Here is a 13985-nt window from a genome sequence, read left to right as displayed (position 1 = left end):
GGCTTTAAAACTGTGCGGTTGCACTGATCGACGCACCATTGGCACGGTAGCTGCTGTTACCGAGATAGGCATTGCCGGTGCGCCGTTCGTTGAACACGCTGGCCGACAATTGCACCGACTTCAGGGGCGTATAGGTCATGCCGAGGCTGGCCTTGCTGCCGCTGTCGGAGGCATCGAACGGCAGCACCAGGCCGCCGACGGTGTTGAACATGCGCCGCTCGCGCTGCACCGAGCCGTCGACCTGCAGCTTGGCGGTCGCGACCCAGGTGGCGTTCAGGCTGGCGCCCTTGTTCTGGCTGCTGTTGAGCAGCGCGCTCTCGACCGCCGAGAATTCGCGCCAGCCGGCGGCGGTAAAGCGCAGCTTGCCGGTGGCATTCCAGAACGCCGTGACGCGGCCATCCAGGCCGCTGGTGTCGCGATCGGCAAAGTAGTTGTGCTCGCGCCGCGCCACGCCGGCCAGCACCTGGACCTGGGTCACGCCGCTGATATACCAGTAAATGCTGGCCTTGATTTCCTTCTGCGTATAGCCGACGTCGAGCGTCTGGGTGCCGCTGGTGCGCAGGTTGTCGTACTTGCCCTTCAGATTGCGCGCCACCAGGCCGATCCGGCTGCCGCTGGCGGCAAGGTAGTCGCCGCCCACTTCGGCCACGTCCTCGGTGCGATCGTTGTAGCGCTGCACCGCCAGGTCGTAGGAGAACTTGTCGCGATTAAAAGCGCCGTGCACCTGCCAGCGCGCCAGCGGACGCCAGTTGGCGTCGACGTATTCATGGCGCTGGATGCGCAGATTGCGGTCGCTGGAGTGGAAGTCGGTGAACGGCGTCAAGGTCTGGGAATAGCTGCCGCCCAGGTGTCCGTCCAGATTTTCCAGGAAATGCCATTGCCACGCGGCCGACAGGTCCTTGCCGTTGTAATTCAGCGTCTGATAGTGATCGAAGGTCACGCGCGAGGTCCGCGCCTGGCCGCTGAACACCTGGCGGCCCACCGGCCGCTCGAACGACAGGCCGGCCTGCAGCTGGCGGATGGTGTCGCTGCGGGGACCTTCAAAGCCGGGCGCGTCGTCCGGCAACCGCAACAGATTGTCGTCGTAGCTGTAACCCAGCGAGGCGAACGGATGCAGAGTGTCGCTCAGGTCGGCCCACGCCGAGCCACTCGCCAGCACGCCGACCAGCAATCCCACACTGCGGCAGCGCGGATGACGAACGTCCCACAGGGAGGCGGCGGGCCATGATTTGCTCAGGTATTTTCGCGGGAAACTCAACATTGTTATTCGTCTTTTGAAAGGATGTCAAAACAGCCAGCACTCGATATTACCAGTAACTCCAGCTGCCGGTCACAATAATCCAGGCGCCCAGCAGGGCGTTGGTCACGGCATGCGCCAGCACCGGCGCCCACAACCGGCCGCTGCGGACATACAAGCCGCCGTAGGCGAGACCGGCCACAATGCCGGCCAGCCACAGGCTATGTTCGACGCCAAACAGGCAGGCGCTGGCCACCAGCGGGAAAGCGCGCACGGCGGACGGCGGCACGGCCAGGAACGCCGGCGACGCCAGCCAGCGCATCAGGTAGGAGCGCCAGAACAACTCCTCCATCACCGGCACCACCAGGGCCGCGCCGGCGATGCGCACGGCCACCAGCCACCAGTTTAGCGCACCACCGGTGCGCGGATCGTATCCTGTTGAATTTCCCACCTGCATCCAGGCGGCATCGAGGTTCACCCACAACACCAGCACCACCACGCCCACGGCCAGCGTCAGCGCCAGCAGCGCGCCGCCCAGCGGACGCCAGGCCAGCTCGACGTAGCGCCGCCGATACCAGAGCAGCAATGCCAGCACCACCGCGATTTTGACCGGGTACAGCCAGCGCAGCGTGTCGGCCGTCACACCCAGCCGCTGCAGCACATCAGCAATCAGAACAAAGGAAATGTAGGCGGCAAACGGCAGGATGCGCGCCAGGGCGTCCTGATTAGGCATCGAGCCTCGCTACAGCGGTTGCAGTCATACAGCTCCTGTCGGCGTTTCGGGGGCAGAGAACGCAACGAGCGCCCGAAGGCGCTCGAAACAGTGCACATACTACAATAAATTACGTCACTTTTGTAGACGCTATTGCAATCGTTTCCGAAAATTTAGCCCACTTTTCCGGACTCGATCGCCTCCCAGCGCTCCAGCGCCACCAGCAATTCCTCCTCGATGGCGGCGATGCGGGCGTTGACGCGCTTGGCCTCGGCCGCGTTCTTCTTGTAGAAGTCAGGATCCGACAGTTGCAGGTTCAGCGCGCTTTGTTCATCCTCCAGCGCGGCTATCTGCTTGGGCAATTCTTCCAGCTCACGCTGCTCCTTGAAGCTGAGTTTTTTCTGCTTGGCCGCCGGGGCCGCCATGCTGCTGACGGCGGCCGGCGCCTCGGCCTTCGCGACCTTGGCCGGCGCGGCCGGCGGCGTCACCGAGCGCACGCGCTCCCAGTCGCTGTAGCCGCCGACAAACTCGCGCCACTGCCCCGCCCCCTCGGCCACGATGACCTGGGTCACCACGTTGTCGAGGAAGGTGCGGTCGTGGCTGACCAGGAATACCGTGCCTTCATAGTCCTCCAACAACTCTTCGAGCAGTTCCAGGGTGTCGATGTCGAGGTCGTTGGTTGGTTCGTCGAGCACCAGGCAGTTGGCCGGCTTGGCGAACAGGCGCGCCAGCAGCAGGCGGTTGCGTTCGCCGCCCGACAGCGACTTGACCGGCGACCGCGCGCGCTCCGGGGCGAACAGGAAATCGCCCAGATAGCTCATCACATGCTTGCGCTGGCCATTGACCTCGACCCAGTCGCTGCCCGGGGCGATGGTTTCCATCAGGTTGGCTTCCTCGTTCAGCTGGGCGCGCATCTGGTCGAAATACGCCACTTGCAGCTTGGTGCCCAGCTTGACGCTACCGCTGTCGGCCGCGTCCTCGCCCAGTATCATCTTCAGCAGCGTGGTCTTGCCGGCGCCGTTGGCGCCGATCAGGCCAACCTTGTCGCCGCGCAGGATGGTGGCACTGAAGTTGTTGACGATGACCTTGTCGCCGTAGGCCTTGCAGACATTTTCCATGTCGGCCACGATCTTGCCCGAGCGTTCGCCCGACGTCACGTCCAGCCTGACCTGCCCCTGCTGGTCGCGGCGCACGCTGCGCTGGGCGCGCAAGGCTTCCAGGCGGCGCACGCGGCCCTCGTCGCGCACCCGGCGCGCCTTGACGCCCTTGCGTATCCAGACTTCCTCCTGCGCCAGGAATTTGTCGAACTTGGCGTTTTCCACTTCCTCGATCTCCAGCTGCTCCGCCTTGCGGGTCTGGTAGGCCGAGAAGTTGCCCGGGTACGACAGCAGCTTGCCGCGATCGAGCTCGATGATGCGGGTGGCCACGTTGTCGAGGAAGGAGCGGTCGTGGGTAATGAACAGCACGCTGCCCTTGTAGTCGCGCAGCAAGCCTTCCAGCCACTGGATCGAAGTGAAGTCCAGGTGGTTGGTGGGCTCGTCGAGCAGCAAGACGTCCGGCGCCGACACCAGCGCGCGCGCCAGCGCGACCCGCTTTTGCATACCGCCCGACAACTGCTTCATCAGCATGCCGCCGCCCAGATTGAGGCGGTCCAGCGTGGCCTCCACCTTGTTCTGCAGGCTCCAGGCATCGGCCGCATCCAGCTTGACCTGGATGTCGTGCATGCGCTCCATGACCGCGTCGTCATCGCCCTGGCCAAACTGGCCGGTCAGCGCATCGTATTCCTTCAGCAAGTCCTGCAGGTCGCCCATGCCGGAGGCCACGGCGTCGAACACGCTCATTTCCGGATCGAACACCGGCTCCTGCTCCACATAGGCGATTTTCAGCCCCTGCTGCATGACCAGCAAGCCGTCGTCGAGCTTGAAGCGGCCGGAAATAATTTTCAGCAAGGACGACTTGCCGGTGCCGTTGCGACCGATCAGGCCGACGCGCTCCCCCGTTTCCAGGGAAAACTCTGCATGATCGAGGAGCGCGACGTGGCCAAACGCCAGTTGCGCGGAAGAAAGGGAGATGACTGCCATAATGGATACGCCGGTACCGGCAGTGCGCAGTTTGAAAACGCGCCACGGCCGCTGAGATGAAAGAAGCCGGTATTGTACCGACTGTCGCCGCGTCCGTACGATATTTGTACGGGCGGGCCGGCGCAAAACGCCGCACGACTGGTGTCGCCAACAGGAATCGAACCTGTATCTGATTCTTAGGAGGAACCTGTTCTATCCGTTGAACTATGGCGACACGCTTAACGCAGCGCCATTGTACAGGCTAACAAATGGCAAGAACAGGGGCAATGCCCTGTCCTGTTCAAGCACGCCGGCGACGACGAACCAGCGCGATCCCGGCCAGGCCGGCCAGCAGCATCGCCGCGGAACCCGGTTCGGGCACGGCGGTGATGCTGTACACCTGCATCGCGCCGTAGGTCACGTTGGCGCGCACATAGTGCGAGCCGTCCAGCAAACTGGTATAGGCATTGGAACCGGTATCGTCGACATAGGAATACATCAGCGATTCGCCATGGGTCAGATCGGCGCCGACATACAAATCATTACCGTAGCCAAACGTCGGCCCGTAATGGATGTCGTTGTAGGTCTGATAGGAGCCGACGCTGTCGAGCGCGTAATTCTTCGGGGTCTGCAGGTGCATCACGCCACTCGTCAGATTAAACAGGAAGGCCGTGCGGTCAGCCTGCGGCACCGTCACATTGTAGTCGCCCTTGACCGACCAGCTTTGCGGGTTATAGCCACCGACCAGCCAGGTCTGCCCACTGGCGTTGTGCGCCTCCATCACGGCGAAGGTACGGCCCTTGCCATCAACCGCTGCATGGAAATTCGCCGACGTGTCGCCCGCGCCCTTGGTATAGATGCTGGTCAACTTGATCTGGCCCTGGCCCAGCCAGGCAGCCAATTGTGCCTTGTCGCTTGCATTGAGCAATGAGGTATCGGCATGAGCCGACGTGCTCAAGCCCACCGATGCCATCGCCAGCGCGGCCAGGACACTGCGATTGATGTATTTCCCCATGATTTCCTCGGCAGATGTATAAATTAAAATCTTGTACTATGTGATTGTTAAATATAGCACAAATCATCGCGAGGCTTTATTTTTGGTGCTTTTTAATTTATTTTGTGCATTTCCTAATACATTACGGCACTACGGCGGTCACCTCGATTTCCACCCGCGCCCGGTCCTCGACCAGCCCGGCCACCTGCACCGCCGTCATGGCCGGGAAATGCAGGCCGATGATCTCGCGATAGGCCGCGCCGACCTCCTTGTAGGCGCCGACGTACTCCTTTTTGTCCAGCACATACCAGGTCATGCGCACGATGTGCTCGGGCCGCGCGCCGGCCTCGGCCAGCACCTCGACCGCGTTGCGCAGCGCCTGGCGCACCTGGCCGGCGAAGTCGTCGGTGTGGAACACGCCCTGCCCGTCCCACCCTATCATGCCGCTGACGCACACCGTGCGCCCGCTGGCGGCCACGCCGTTCGAATAGCCACGCGGCCGCGCCCATCCCGGCGGTTGAAGAAATTCCATCATTGTTCCTTGGTGTTTGCCGCGCGCAGCAGTTCGCGCGCGATGATCAGTTGCTGTACTTCGGTGGCGCCCTCGTAGATGCGCAGCGCGCGGATCTCGCGGTACAGCCGTTCGACCGGCTGCTCGCTGACCACGCCCAGGCCGCCGAACATCTGCAGCGCGGCGTCGATCACCTGTTGCGCCGTTTCGGTGGCGGTCAGCTTGGCCATCGCCGCCTCCTTGGTCACATTGCGGCCCTGGTCGCGCTGCCAGGCGGCGCGGTAGGTCAGCAGCGCGGCGGCGTCGATGCCGGTCGCCATCTGCGCCAGCTTCGCCTGCGTCATCTGGAAGTCCGACAGCATCTGGCCGAACATCTTGCGCTGCATGGCGTGCGCCAGCGCCTCGTCCAGCGCGCGCCGCGCGAAGCCCAGCGCCGCCGCCGCCACCGAGGTGCGGAACAGGTCCAGCGTGGACATCGCCACCTTGAAGCCCTGCCCCGCAACGCCGATGCGCTGCGTGGCCGGTACGCGGCAATCGCGGAACACCAGCCGCGCCAGCGGATGCGGGGCGATCACCTGGATGCGCTCGGCGATCTCGAAACCCGGCGTATCGGCATCGACGATGAAGGCGCTGATGCCGCGCGCGCCCGGCTGTTCACCGGTGCGGGCGAACACCACGTAGAAATCGGCGATGCCGCCGTTGGATATCCAGGTCTTCTCGCCGTTGAGCACATAGTGGCCACCTTGCTGATCCTGGACCGCCGCGCACTGCATGGCGGCGACGTCGGAGCCGGCCTGCGGCTCGGACAGCGCGAAGGCGGCAATCGCCTCGCCGCGCGCCACCCGCGGCAGGTACGCCTCGCGCTGGGCCGGCGTGCCGTGCAGGCTGATGGCGCCCGAACCCAGGCCCTGCATGGCGAAGGCGAAATCGGCCAGGCCATTGTGGCGCGCCAGCGTTTCGCGGATCAGGCAGATGGCGCGGGTATCGATGCTCTCGCCCGCCGCGCCGGCGATCGCGTGCTGGAGCCAGCCGGCGTCACCCAGCTGGCGCACCAGCCGGCGGCAGGCGGCATCGACGTCGGTCTCGTGATGCTGGGCGATGTGCTGCGCGGCCCAGGCATCGAGCTCGCGCTCCAGCACAGCATGGCGCGGCTCGAAGAACGGCCATTCCAGATAGGTTTTATCGCTCATCAGTCGCCTTCGAATTCAGGTTTTTGCTTGGCCACGAAGGCGTGGTAGGCGCGGTGAAAATCGTTGGTCGCCATGCAGATCGCCTGCGCCTGCGCTTCCGCCTCGATGGCCTCGTCGACGCCCATATTCCACTCCTGCTGCAGCATCTTCTTGGTCATGCCGTGGGCGAAGGTCGGGCCGTCGGCCAGGCCTTGCGCGAACGCGCGCGCGGCGGCCAGCAGCGCTTCCGGTTCCTGCAGGCTGTTGAAGTAGCCCCAGCGTTCGGCCTCCGCGCCGGACATCGAACGTCCGGTGTACAGCAGCTCGGCCGCGCGGCCCTGCCCGATCACGCGCGGCAGCAAGGCGCAGGCGCCCATGTCGCAGCCGGCCAGGCCCACCCGCGTGAACAGGAAGGCGGTCTTGCTGCGCGCGGTGCCGAGGCGGATGTCCGAGGCCAGTGCCAGGATCGCGCCGGCGCCGGCGCAGATGCCGTCGACCGCCGCCACGATGGGCTGAGGACAGGCGCGGATGGCTTTCACCAGGTCGCCCGTCATGCGCGTGAACGCCAGCAGGCCGGGCATATCCAGCTTGGTCAGCGGGCCGATGATGTCGTGCACGTCGCCGCCGGAGCAGAAGTTTTCGCCGGCGCCGGTGATGACCACGGCCTTGACGTCGTCCGCATAGGCCAGCGCGCGGAACAGGTCGCGCAGCTCGGCGTAGGAGTCGAAGGTCAGCGGATTTTTACGCTCGGGACGATTCAGCGTCAGCGTGGCGACGCCGCCGCTGACTTCAAACAGAAAATGGCTGGCCTGGTAATCGGCCAGCGCGGCGCGGTTGCCTGGTAGTTGCTGGGCTTCGCCGGGAAGATATCGCATGGTGGGGTTCCTTATTTTTCGTCCGAGGCGTTCAGGTGCTGCTTCATCTGCGACAGCAGGTCGATCAGCTGGGTCTTGTCGGCGCCGGACATGTCCTGCAACAGCTCCGCGATCCAGCCTTCGTGTTCGGCGGCCATGGTGGCGAAGGCCTTGCGGCCGGCCGTCGTCAGCTTGACGCTGTAGGCGCGGCCGTCCTTCGGGTCCGGCACGCGCACCACCAGCTTCTCCTGCTCCAGCTGGTCGGTGATGCCGGTGATGTTCCCTCCGGTGACCATCATGCGCTTGGACAGCTCGCCCATGCGCAGGCCTTGCGGATAGCGCTCCAGCTGCGCCATCAGGTCGAAGCGCGGCAAGGTGATGCCGAAGCTGGCGCGCAGCCGGCTGCGGATTTCGTTCTCGATCCTGACGGTGCAGGACAGCATGCGCAGCCACAGCTTGAGCGACTGGTGATGGTCCTGCGTCAGGCGGCTGGCCAGGTCCAGCACCGGCGCATCGTCGTCATCGACCGGGTTTGGTTCGTTATCGTTGTCTGAAAATGGTGGCATAGTTTCCTCGTACTTCACATTACTTCGCCGCCGGCGACGGCGACGGATTGTCCATTCATGGCGCCTGCTTCGGGCAGGCAAAGCCAGGCCACGGCGCTGGCGACTTCCTCGCTTTGCACCAGCCGCTTCTGCGGATTGCCGGCGGCCAGTTCGGCGCGCGCCTCGTCCTCGCTGCGGCCGGTCCTGGCGACGATGTTGGCGACCGCCTCGCGCACGATGTCGGTTTCGGTGTAGCCGGGGCAGACGGCGTTGACCGTCACGCCCTTGGTCGCCACTTCCAGCGCCAGCGCGCGCGTCAGGCCGATCACGCCGTGCTTGGCCGCGACGTAGGCCGACACATAACGATAACCGACCAGCCCCGCCGTCGACGCCACGTTGACGATGCGGCCCCACTTCGCCTCCAGCATGCCGGGCAGCGCGGCCTGGGTGCAGTGGAAGGTGCCGGTCAGGTTCACGTCCAGCATGCGCTGCCACAGCGCGGCGTCGGTCTTGCCGAACGGCGCGGGCGCGGCCTGGCCGGCGTTGTTGACCAGGATGTCGATGCGGCCAAAGCATGCGGCGGCGGCGGCAAAGCCGCTGCGCACCGATGCTTCATCGGTCACGTCCAGCACCTGCATGGCGACCGCGCCGCCCAGCGGCTGGGCGATGGCGCTCATGGATTCGACGGCGGCCAGCAGCGCCTGCGCATCGCGGCCCGCCAGCGTGACGCGCGCGCCGCGCAGCAGCAAGGCCTGCGCGCAGGCGGCGCCAATGCCGCGCGCGCCGCCCGTCACCAGCGCATGCTTGCCTGACAGCGGCAGGCCGCCGACACCTGCACCGCCCCCCGTGATCGTGCCCGCCCCTGCACTGCCGGCCGAGGCGGAACCCGGCGCCAGATAGGCGTCGCGCGCCGCGGCCTTGTTTATCTCGCTCATACGTTCATCCTTCCAGCAACTTGGCCGCAACCTGCTGCGGCGTCAGGCCGGTATTGGCCGCCGCCAGCTGGCGTTCGCGTTCGAGATTGCGTTCCAGCTGCTGCTTGGCCGGCACATACTGCTTGGGCCAGGCGATGGCGGAATAGCCGATCTTCGCAGCCTCCGCCAGCGTCCACGCCGGATTAGCCAGGTGCGGGCGGCCGACGGCGCACAGGTCGGCGCGGCCGGCGGCGATGATGCCGTTGGCGTGGTCGGCCTCGAAGATCGAGCCGACCGCGATCGCGGCTATGCCCGCCTCGTTGCGGATGCGGTCCGCGAACGGCGTCTGGAACATGCGGCCGTAGACCGGCTTTTCCAGCTTGCTGACCTGGCCCGACGAGCAGTCGATCATGTCGGCGCCAGCGGCCTTGAACAGACGGGCGATGTGCACCGCGTCGTCCGGCGTGATGCCGCCTTCGACCCAGTCATGTGCGGAAATGCGCACGCTCATCGGCTTGTGCTGCGGCCAGGCGGCGCGCATCGCGGCGAACACGCGCAGCGGATAGCGGCAGCGGTTTTCAAGACTGCCGCCGTATTCGTCGCCGCGCTCATTCGTCAGCGGCGAGATGAAGGACGACAGCAGGTAGCCGTGGGCGCAGTGCAGTTCCAGCCAGTCGAAGCCCGCCGCATCGGCCGCCTGCGTGGCGCGCACGAAGTCGGCTTCGATGCGATCCATGTCGGCCAGCGTCATCGCGCGCGCGGTCTGCGATACGCCGGCCAGGTACTGCTGCGGCGAGGCGGAGACCAGCGGCCAGTTGTCCTGGCTGCCCGGCAGCGGCTGGTCGATGCCATCCCACATGGCGCGGGTCGAACCCTTGGCGCCGGCGTGGCCCAGCTGCAGCGCGATCTTGGCGTCGCTGTGCTGGTGGACAAAATCGACGATGCGCTTCCAAGCCTGCGTGTGCTCCGGCGCATACATGCCGGGACAGGCTGGCGTGATGCGCGCGTCGGCCGACACGCAGGTCATTTCGGCGAACACCATCGCCGCGCCGCCCAGCGCGCGCGCGCCGAGATGGGCCAGGTGATAGTCGCCGACGACGCCGTCCACCGCGCTGTATTGCGCCATCGGCGAGACGACGATGCGGTTTTTCAGAACGACGTCGCGTACCTTGAAGGGCGTGAACATCGGCGGCGCAGCCTTCGCTGGCGCCAGGCCGGCCTGCTCGCCGGCGCGGGCGGCGAACCAGCGCTCGTAGTCCGCCACATAGGCCGCATCGCGCAGGCGCAGGTTCTCGTGCGACAGGCGCTGGCTGCGGGTCAGCATCGAATAGGCGAACTGCGGCGCTTCCATCGCCGTGTAACGGTCGACGTTCTCGAACCATTCCATCGAGTTGCGCGCCGCGCTTTGCAGCTTGATGACTTCCACCGCCCGCGCCGACTGGTACGCCGCCAGCGCAGCCTTGGCATCCTTATGCTGGCCGAAGCAGCGCGCCAGTTCGATCGCGTCCTCCAGCGCCAGCTTGGTGCCGGAGCCGATAGAGTAATGCGCCGAATGTGCGGCGTCGCCCATCAGCACCACCGGCACGTCGCCATTCCAATGCACCCACTGGCCGCAGACGATGCGCGGGAACTTGATCCACATGCCGGAGCCGCGCAGATGCGCCGAATTGGACATCAACTCGTGCCCGTCCAGCTGCTCCGCGAACAGCTGCTCGCAATAGGCGATCGACTGCTCGGCGCTCATGTCCTCCAGCCCCGCCGCGCGCCACACCGATTCCGGCGTCTCGACGATGAAGGTCGAGGTGTCGCCATCGTACTGGTAGATGTGCGCCTGGAACCAGCCGTGCTCCGTCTGTTTGAAGGCGAAGGTGAAGGCGTCGAACTTCTTGCGCGTACCCAGCCACACGAAGCGGCACTGGCGCGCTTCGATCTGCGGCTGGTAGCTATCGGCGTAACGTGTACGCGTGCGGCTGTTCAAGCCATCGGACGCGATCACCAGCTGCGTGTTGTAGCGGGCGGCGATCTCCTGGTCGTCCATCACCTCGGTCTCGAACACCAGCGACACGCCCAGCTCCTCGCAGCGCTGCTGCAGGATGTTGAGCAGGCGCTTACGGCCGATGCCACAGAAACCGTGGCCGCCGGACGTGACCTTCTCGCCCTTGAAGAAGACGTCGATATCATCCCAGTGGTTGAACGATTGCAGGATCGCGCGCGCGGTCGCCTCGTCGGAGTTCATCAGGTTGCCCAGCGTCTGGTCGGAGAACACCACGCCCCAGCCGAAGGTATCGTAGGGACGATTGCGCTCCACCACCGTGATCTGGTGGGACGGATCCTGCTTCTTCATCAACAGGCTGAAATACAGGCCGGCGGGGCCGCCGCCTATGCAAACAATATTCATGCGATTCTCTTTATTCGGTACGTAGCTTGAAGCGCTGCAGTTTTCCGGTTTCGGTGCGCGGCAGCGCGGTCAGGTAGCGGATCGCGCGCGGATACTTGTACGGCGCGATCTGACCTTTGACGAACTCCTGCAACTGCGCCGTCAGCTCCGGCGAAGCCTCGTGGCCCGGCTTGAGCACCACGTGCGCTTCGACGATCTGCCCGCGCTCCTCGTCCGCCCGGCCGATCACACCGCATTCGGCCACGGCGGGATGGCGCAGCAGCGCGTCCTCCACTTCCGGCCCGGCGATGTTGTAGCCGGCCGAGATGATCATGTCGTCGGTGCGCGAGCGGTAGTAGAAGTAGCCGTCGGCGTCCATCTCGTAGGCGTCGCCGGTCAGGTTCCAGCCATTGAGCACGTAGTCGCGCTGGCGTTCGTCCGCCAGGTAGCGGCAGCCGGTCGGACCTTTCACCGCCAGCCGGCCGATCACGCCCGGCCCGACCGGATTGCCGTCGTAGTCGAGGATGCAGGCCTGGTAGCCCGGCACCGGCTTGCCGGTGGCGCCGGGCCGTATCTGCTCGCCCGCCGCCGAGATGAAAATGTGCAGCAGCTCGGTGGCGCCTATGCCGTCTATCATCGCCAGCCCGGTGGCCTGGCGCCAGCTCTCGCGCGTCGCCAACGGCAGCGCCTCGCCGGCGGAGACAGTCTTGAGCAGGCTGCCGATGTCGTACTTGTCGGCCAGCGGCGCCATTTGCCGGTAGAAGGTGGGCGCCGTGAAGCACACCGTGGCCCGGTATTGTTCGATCGCCTTGAGCAGGGTTTCCGGCGTCAGTTTTTCCAGCAGCACGGCGGTCGCGCCGACCCGCAGCGGGAACAGCAACAAGCCACCCAGGCCGAAGGTAAAGGCCAGCGGCGGCGTGCCGATGAAAACGTCGCTGCGCTGCGAAGCCAGCACCGAACGCGGGAAGCAGTCGCAGATCGCCATCACGTCGCGATGGAAATGCATCGTGCCCTTGGGGATGCCCGTGGTGCCGGAGGTGAAGCTGATCAGGCACACGTCGTCGGCCGCCGTGTCCACCGCGTCGAAGCTGGCCGGCTGCTGCGCCATCAATGCTTCCAAGGTGCCGTCGGCGCCGCCGAACCACAGCGTCTTCGCCCGCACGGCGGCGGGCAAATCCACCGCTTCCATTTCCGCGCGCAGGCCGTCGGCGCACAGCACGGCGTTGATCTCGGCCTTGCCGGCGATCGCGCCCAGCTCGCGCGCGCGCAGCAGCGGCATGGTCGGCACCGCGATGCAGCCGGCCTTCAGCACCGCCAGCACGCAGGCCGCCATCATCGGGTTGTTCGCGCCGCGCAGCAGCACGCGGTTGCCTGCCTCCAGCCCCAGCGGGCCGCGCAGCACGTGGGCGATGCGGTCGATCTGTTCCAGCAGTTGCGCATAGGTCCAGCTGAGGTGTTCGCCGCGCACCGCGACGCGTTCGCCGGCGCCTCCAGCCAGCGCGCCGTCGAACAGCTCCGCCACGCAATTGAGGCGCGGCGGGTATTGAAGCTCGGGCAGGTCGAAGCGCAACTCCGGCCACTGTTCCGGCGGCGGCAAGTGCTCGCGCGCGAAGCGGTCGGTATGCGCGCTGTCGCCGTTGGCAACGGAAGCGCTGGCAGAACTGGCTGTCGGTCTGGTCATGGTCGCCCTGAAGTTGAAGGTCGTTCGGTATCCCCTGCTCGCCCAGCAGATACTTTAAACCTAAACTATCTCAACATCAAGTGCTATCGCTCAGGCGGAGACGCCCTGCCGTACCAGGCCGGATTGATGGATCACGGCGCGCACCACGTCGGCCAGTACCGCTTGCACGGCCTCGTTGGACAGGCCGCCCGGATCGAAGCCCTTCAGCGCAACGGCCGCGCCGTCCAGCCCAAGCGTGACGCAACCGGCGTGCAGACGGTCGATGCGCGCCTGCGCCTCCTGCTGCTGGGCCCTGGCCAGCAAGACCTCCAGGTCGCCGCTGGCGGCGGTCAGCTGGTTCTGGAAGCCGCTCAGGTAGACCAATAGTCGCTCGGCGTTGATGCCCAGGCGGCGCATGGTGGTGGCGGGATCTTCGGCGTGGTGGTCGTAGCCGCTGGCCGCCTGGTCGAGGAACCCCACCAGGTGCACGCGCACCTGCTCGGCCTGGAATGGCTTGACGATATAACCGGCCGCGCCGGAATTGGTGGCCTCCTGCACGGTATCCTTGTCGTTGGCCGACGTCACCAGCACGAAGGGCATGGTGTTGATTTCCGCATGCCCCTTCACGCGCTGGAGCAGCTCCATGCCGGACAGGCGCGGCATGCGCAGGTCGCAGAAGCAGATCGCAGGACGCAAGCCAGCTTCCAGCTGCTGCCAGGCGTCGGCGCCGTCTTCCGCTTCGACGATATCGAACTTGCCACAGCTGTCGATCAGGTGCATCAACACCATGCGCGAGACGACATCGTCGTCGACTACCAGAACTTTCATGAGACTCCCTGTGCCCTTAACAACTACTTTAGTGTGACCTCAGTACGGCACTTTCCAACGATATTACATGAAAAACCGGGCTTGTACGTCCTGGACAGATAAGGATTTATACGAATTGCCGCAG

General features: G+C 65.3%; 12 protein-coding genes and 1 tRNA gene. All 13 read right to left on the bottom strand.

Translation table 11 applies throughout. The features are described from left to right. Positions 1 to 4: 4 nt before the first annotated feature. Positions 5 to 1261 carry an XrtB/PEP-CTERM-associated polysaccharide biosynthesis outer membrane protein EpsL gene (gene epsL / locus D0T21_RS23565; protein ID WP_229211616.1) on the bottom strand — a complete coding sequence of 419 codons (1257 nt, stop codon included), beginning with the start codon at positions 1259 to 1261 and terminating at the stop codon, positions 5 to 7. A gap of 46 nt (positions 1262 to 1307) precedes the next feature. Then, positions 1308 to 1970 carry a CAAX prenyl protease-related protein gene (locus D0T21_RS23560; RefSeq protein ID WP_116992945.1) on the bottom strand — a complete coding sequence of 221 codons (663 nt, stop codon included), beginning with the start codon at positions 1968 to 1970 and terminating at the stop codon, positions 1308 to 1310. Positions 1971 to 2122: 152 nt separating this feature from the next. Continuing rightward, complete coding sequence (locus tag D0T21_RS23555) at positions 2123 to 4030, bottom strand: ATP-binding cassette domain-containing protein (RefSeq protein ID WP_116992944.1); 1908 nt, start codon at positions 4028 to 4030, stop codon at positions 2123 to 2125. Positions 4031 to 4169: 139 nt separating this feature from the next. Then, a tRNA-Arg gene (locus D0T21_RS23550) sits at positions 4170 to 4244 on the bottom strand. A gap of 66 nt (positions 4245 to 4310) precedes the next feature. Next, positions 4311 to 5024 (bottom strand): PEP_CTERM-anchored TLD domain-containing protein, encoded by a 714-nt coding sequence (locus tag D0T21_RS23545; protein ID WP_116992943.1) that lies wholly within the window; start codon positions 5022 to 5024, stop codon positions 4311 to 4313. Between the two features lie 121 nt (positions 5025 to 5145). Then, positions 5146 to 5535, bottom strand: a complete 390-nt coding sequence (locus D0T21_RS23540; RefSeq protein ID WP_116992942.1) for a RidA family protein — start codon at positions 5533 to 5535, stop codon at positions 5146 to 5148. Further along, a complete protein-coding gene (locus D0T21_RS23535) occupies positions 5535 to 6704 on the bottom strand; it encodes an acyl-CoA dehydrogenase family protein (RefSeq protein WP_116992941.1) in 1170 nt (389 codons plus the stop codon). Before D0T21_RS23535 ends, D0T21_RS23540 begins: the two co-directional genes overlap by 1 nt. Beyond that, on the bottom strand, positions 6704 to 7558 hold the full coding sequence (locus tag D0T21_RS23530; protein ID WP_116992940.1) for an enoyl-CoA hydratase family protein: 855 nt from the start codon (positions 7556 to 7558) through the stop codon (positions 6704 to 6706). Before D0T21_RS23530 ends, D0T21_RS23535 begins: the two co-directional genes overlap by 1 nt. A gap of 11 nt (positions 7559 to 7569) precedes the next feature. After that, entirely contained in the window at positions 7570 to 8103 is a 534-nt protein-coding gene (locus D0T21_RS23525; RefSeq protein WP_116993071.1) for a MarR family winged helix-turn-helix transcriptional regulator, read from the bottom strand. Positions 8104 to 8117: 14 nt separating this feature from the next. Beyond that, the gene (locus D0T21_RS23520) at positions 8118 to 9017 is read right to left on the bottom strand and encodes an SDR family NAD(P)-dependent oxidoreductase (protein WP_229211615.1); all 900 of its coding nucleotides are present in this window, start codon (positions 9015 to 9017) and stop codon (positions 8118 to 8120) included. A 4-nt stretch (positions 9018 to 9021) separates the two neighbouring features. Next, positions 9022 to 11394 (bottom strand): bifunctional salicylyl-CoA 5-hydroxylase/oxidoreductase, encoded by a 2373-nt coding sequence (locus D0T21_RS23515; RefSeq protein WP_116992939.1) that lies wholly within the window; start codon positions 11392 to 11394, stop codon positions 9022 to 9024. Positions 11395 to 11404: 10 nt separating this feature from the next. Then, entirely contained in the window at positions 11405 to 13054 is a 1650-nt protein-coding gene (locus D0T21_RS23510) for an AMP-binding protein (protein ID WP_116992938.1), read from the bottom strand. Positions 13055 to 13144: 90 nt separating this feature from the next. Continuing rightward, complete coding sequence (locus D0T21_RS23505; protein ID WP_116992937.1) at positions 13145 to 13861, bottom strand: response regulator; 717 nt, start codon at positions 13859 to 13861, stop codon at positions 13145 to 13147. Positions 13862 to 13985: the final 124 nt, after the last annotated feature.

Origin of the sequence: Duganella sp. BJB476 (genome assembly GCF_003416895.1) — a bacterium.
Classification (GTDB): domain Bacteria; phylum Pseudomonadota; class Gammaproteobacteria; order Burkholderiales; family Burkholderiaceae_D; genus Rugamonas.
This window is presented reverse-complemented; position numbering and strand designations above follow the sequence as displayed.

Coding starts and splice junctions, on each gene's coding strand:
- epsL (WP_229211616.1), bottom strand. CDS start 1,261: ATGTTGAGTTTCCCGCGAAAATACCTGAGCAAATCATGGCCCGCCGCC.
- D0T21_RS23560 (WP_116992945.1), bottom strand. CDS start 1,970: ATGCCTAATCAGGACGCCCTGGCGCGCATCCTGCCGTTTGCCGCCTAC.
- D0T21_RS23555 (WP_116992944.1), bottom strand. CDS start 4,030: ATGGCAGTCATCTCCCTTTCTTCCGCGCAACTGGCGTTTGGCCACGTC.
- D0T21_RS23545 (WP_116992943.1), bottom strand. CDS start 5,024: ATGGGGAAATACATCAATCGCAGTGTCCTGGCCGCGCTGGCGATGGCA.
- D0T21_RS23540 (WP_116992942.1), bottom strand. CDS start 5,535: ATGGAATTTCTTCAACCGCCGGGATGGGCGCGGCCGCGTGGCTATTCG.
- D0T21_RS23535 (WP_116992941.1), bottom strand. CDS start 6,704: ATGAGCGATAAAACCTATCTGGAATGGCCGTTCTTCGAGCCGCGCCAT.
- D0T21_RS23530 (WP_116992940.1), bottom strand. CDS start 7,558: ATGCGATATCTTCCCGGCGAAGCCCAGCAACTACCAGGCAACCGCGCC.
- D0T21_RS23525 (WP_116993071.1), bottom strand. CDS start 8,103: ATGCCACCATTTTCAGACAACGATAACGAACCAAACCCGGTCGATGAC.
- D0T21_RS23520 (WP_229211615.1), bottom strand. CDS start 9,017: ATGAGCGAGATAAACAAGGCCGCGGCGCGCGACGCCTATCTGGCGCCG.
- D0T21_RS23515 (WP_116992939.1), bottom strand. CDS start 11,394: ATGAATATTGTTTGCATAGGCGGCGGCCCCGCCGGCCTGTATTTCAGC.
- D0T21_RS23510 (WP_116992938.1), bottom strand. CDS start 13,054: ATGACCAGACCGACAGCCAGTTCTGCCAGCGCTTCCGTTGCCAACGGC.
- D0T21_RS23505 (WP_116992937.1), bottom strand. CDS start 13,861: ATGAAAGTTCTGGTAGTCGACGACGATGTCGTCTCGCGCATGGTGTTG.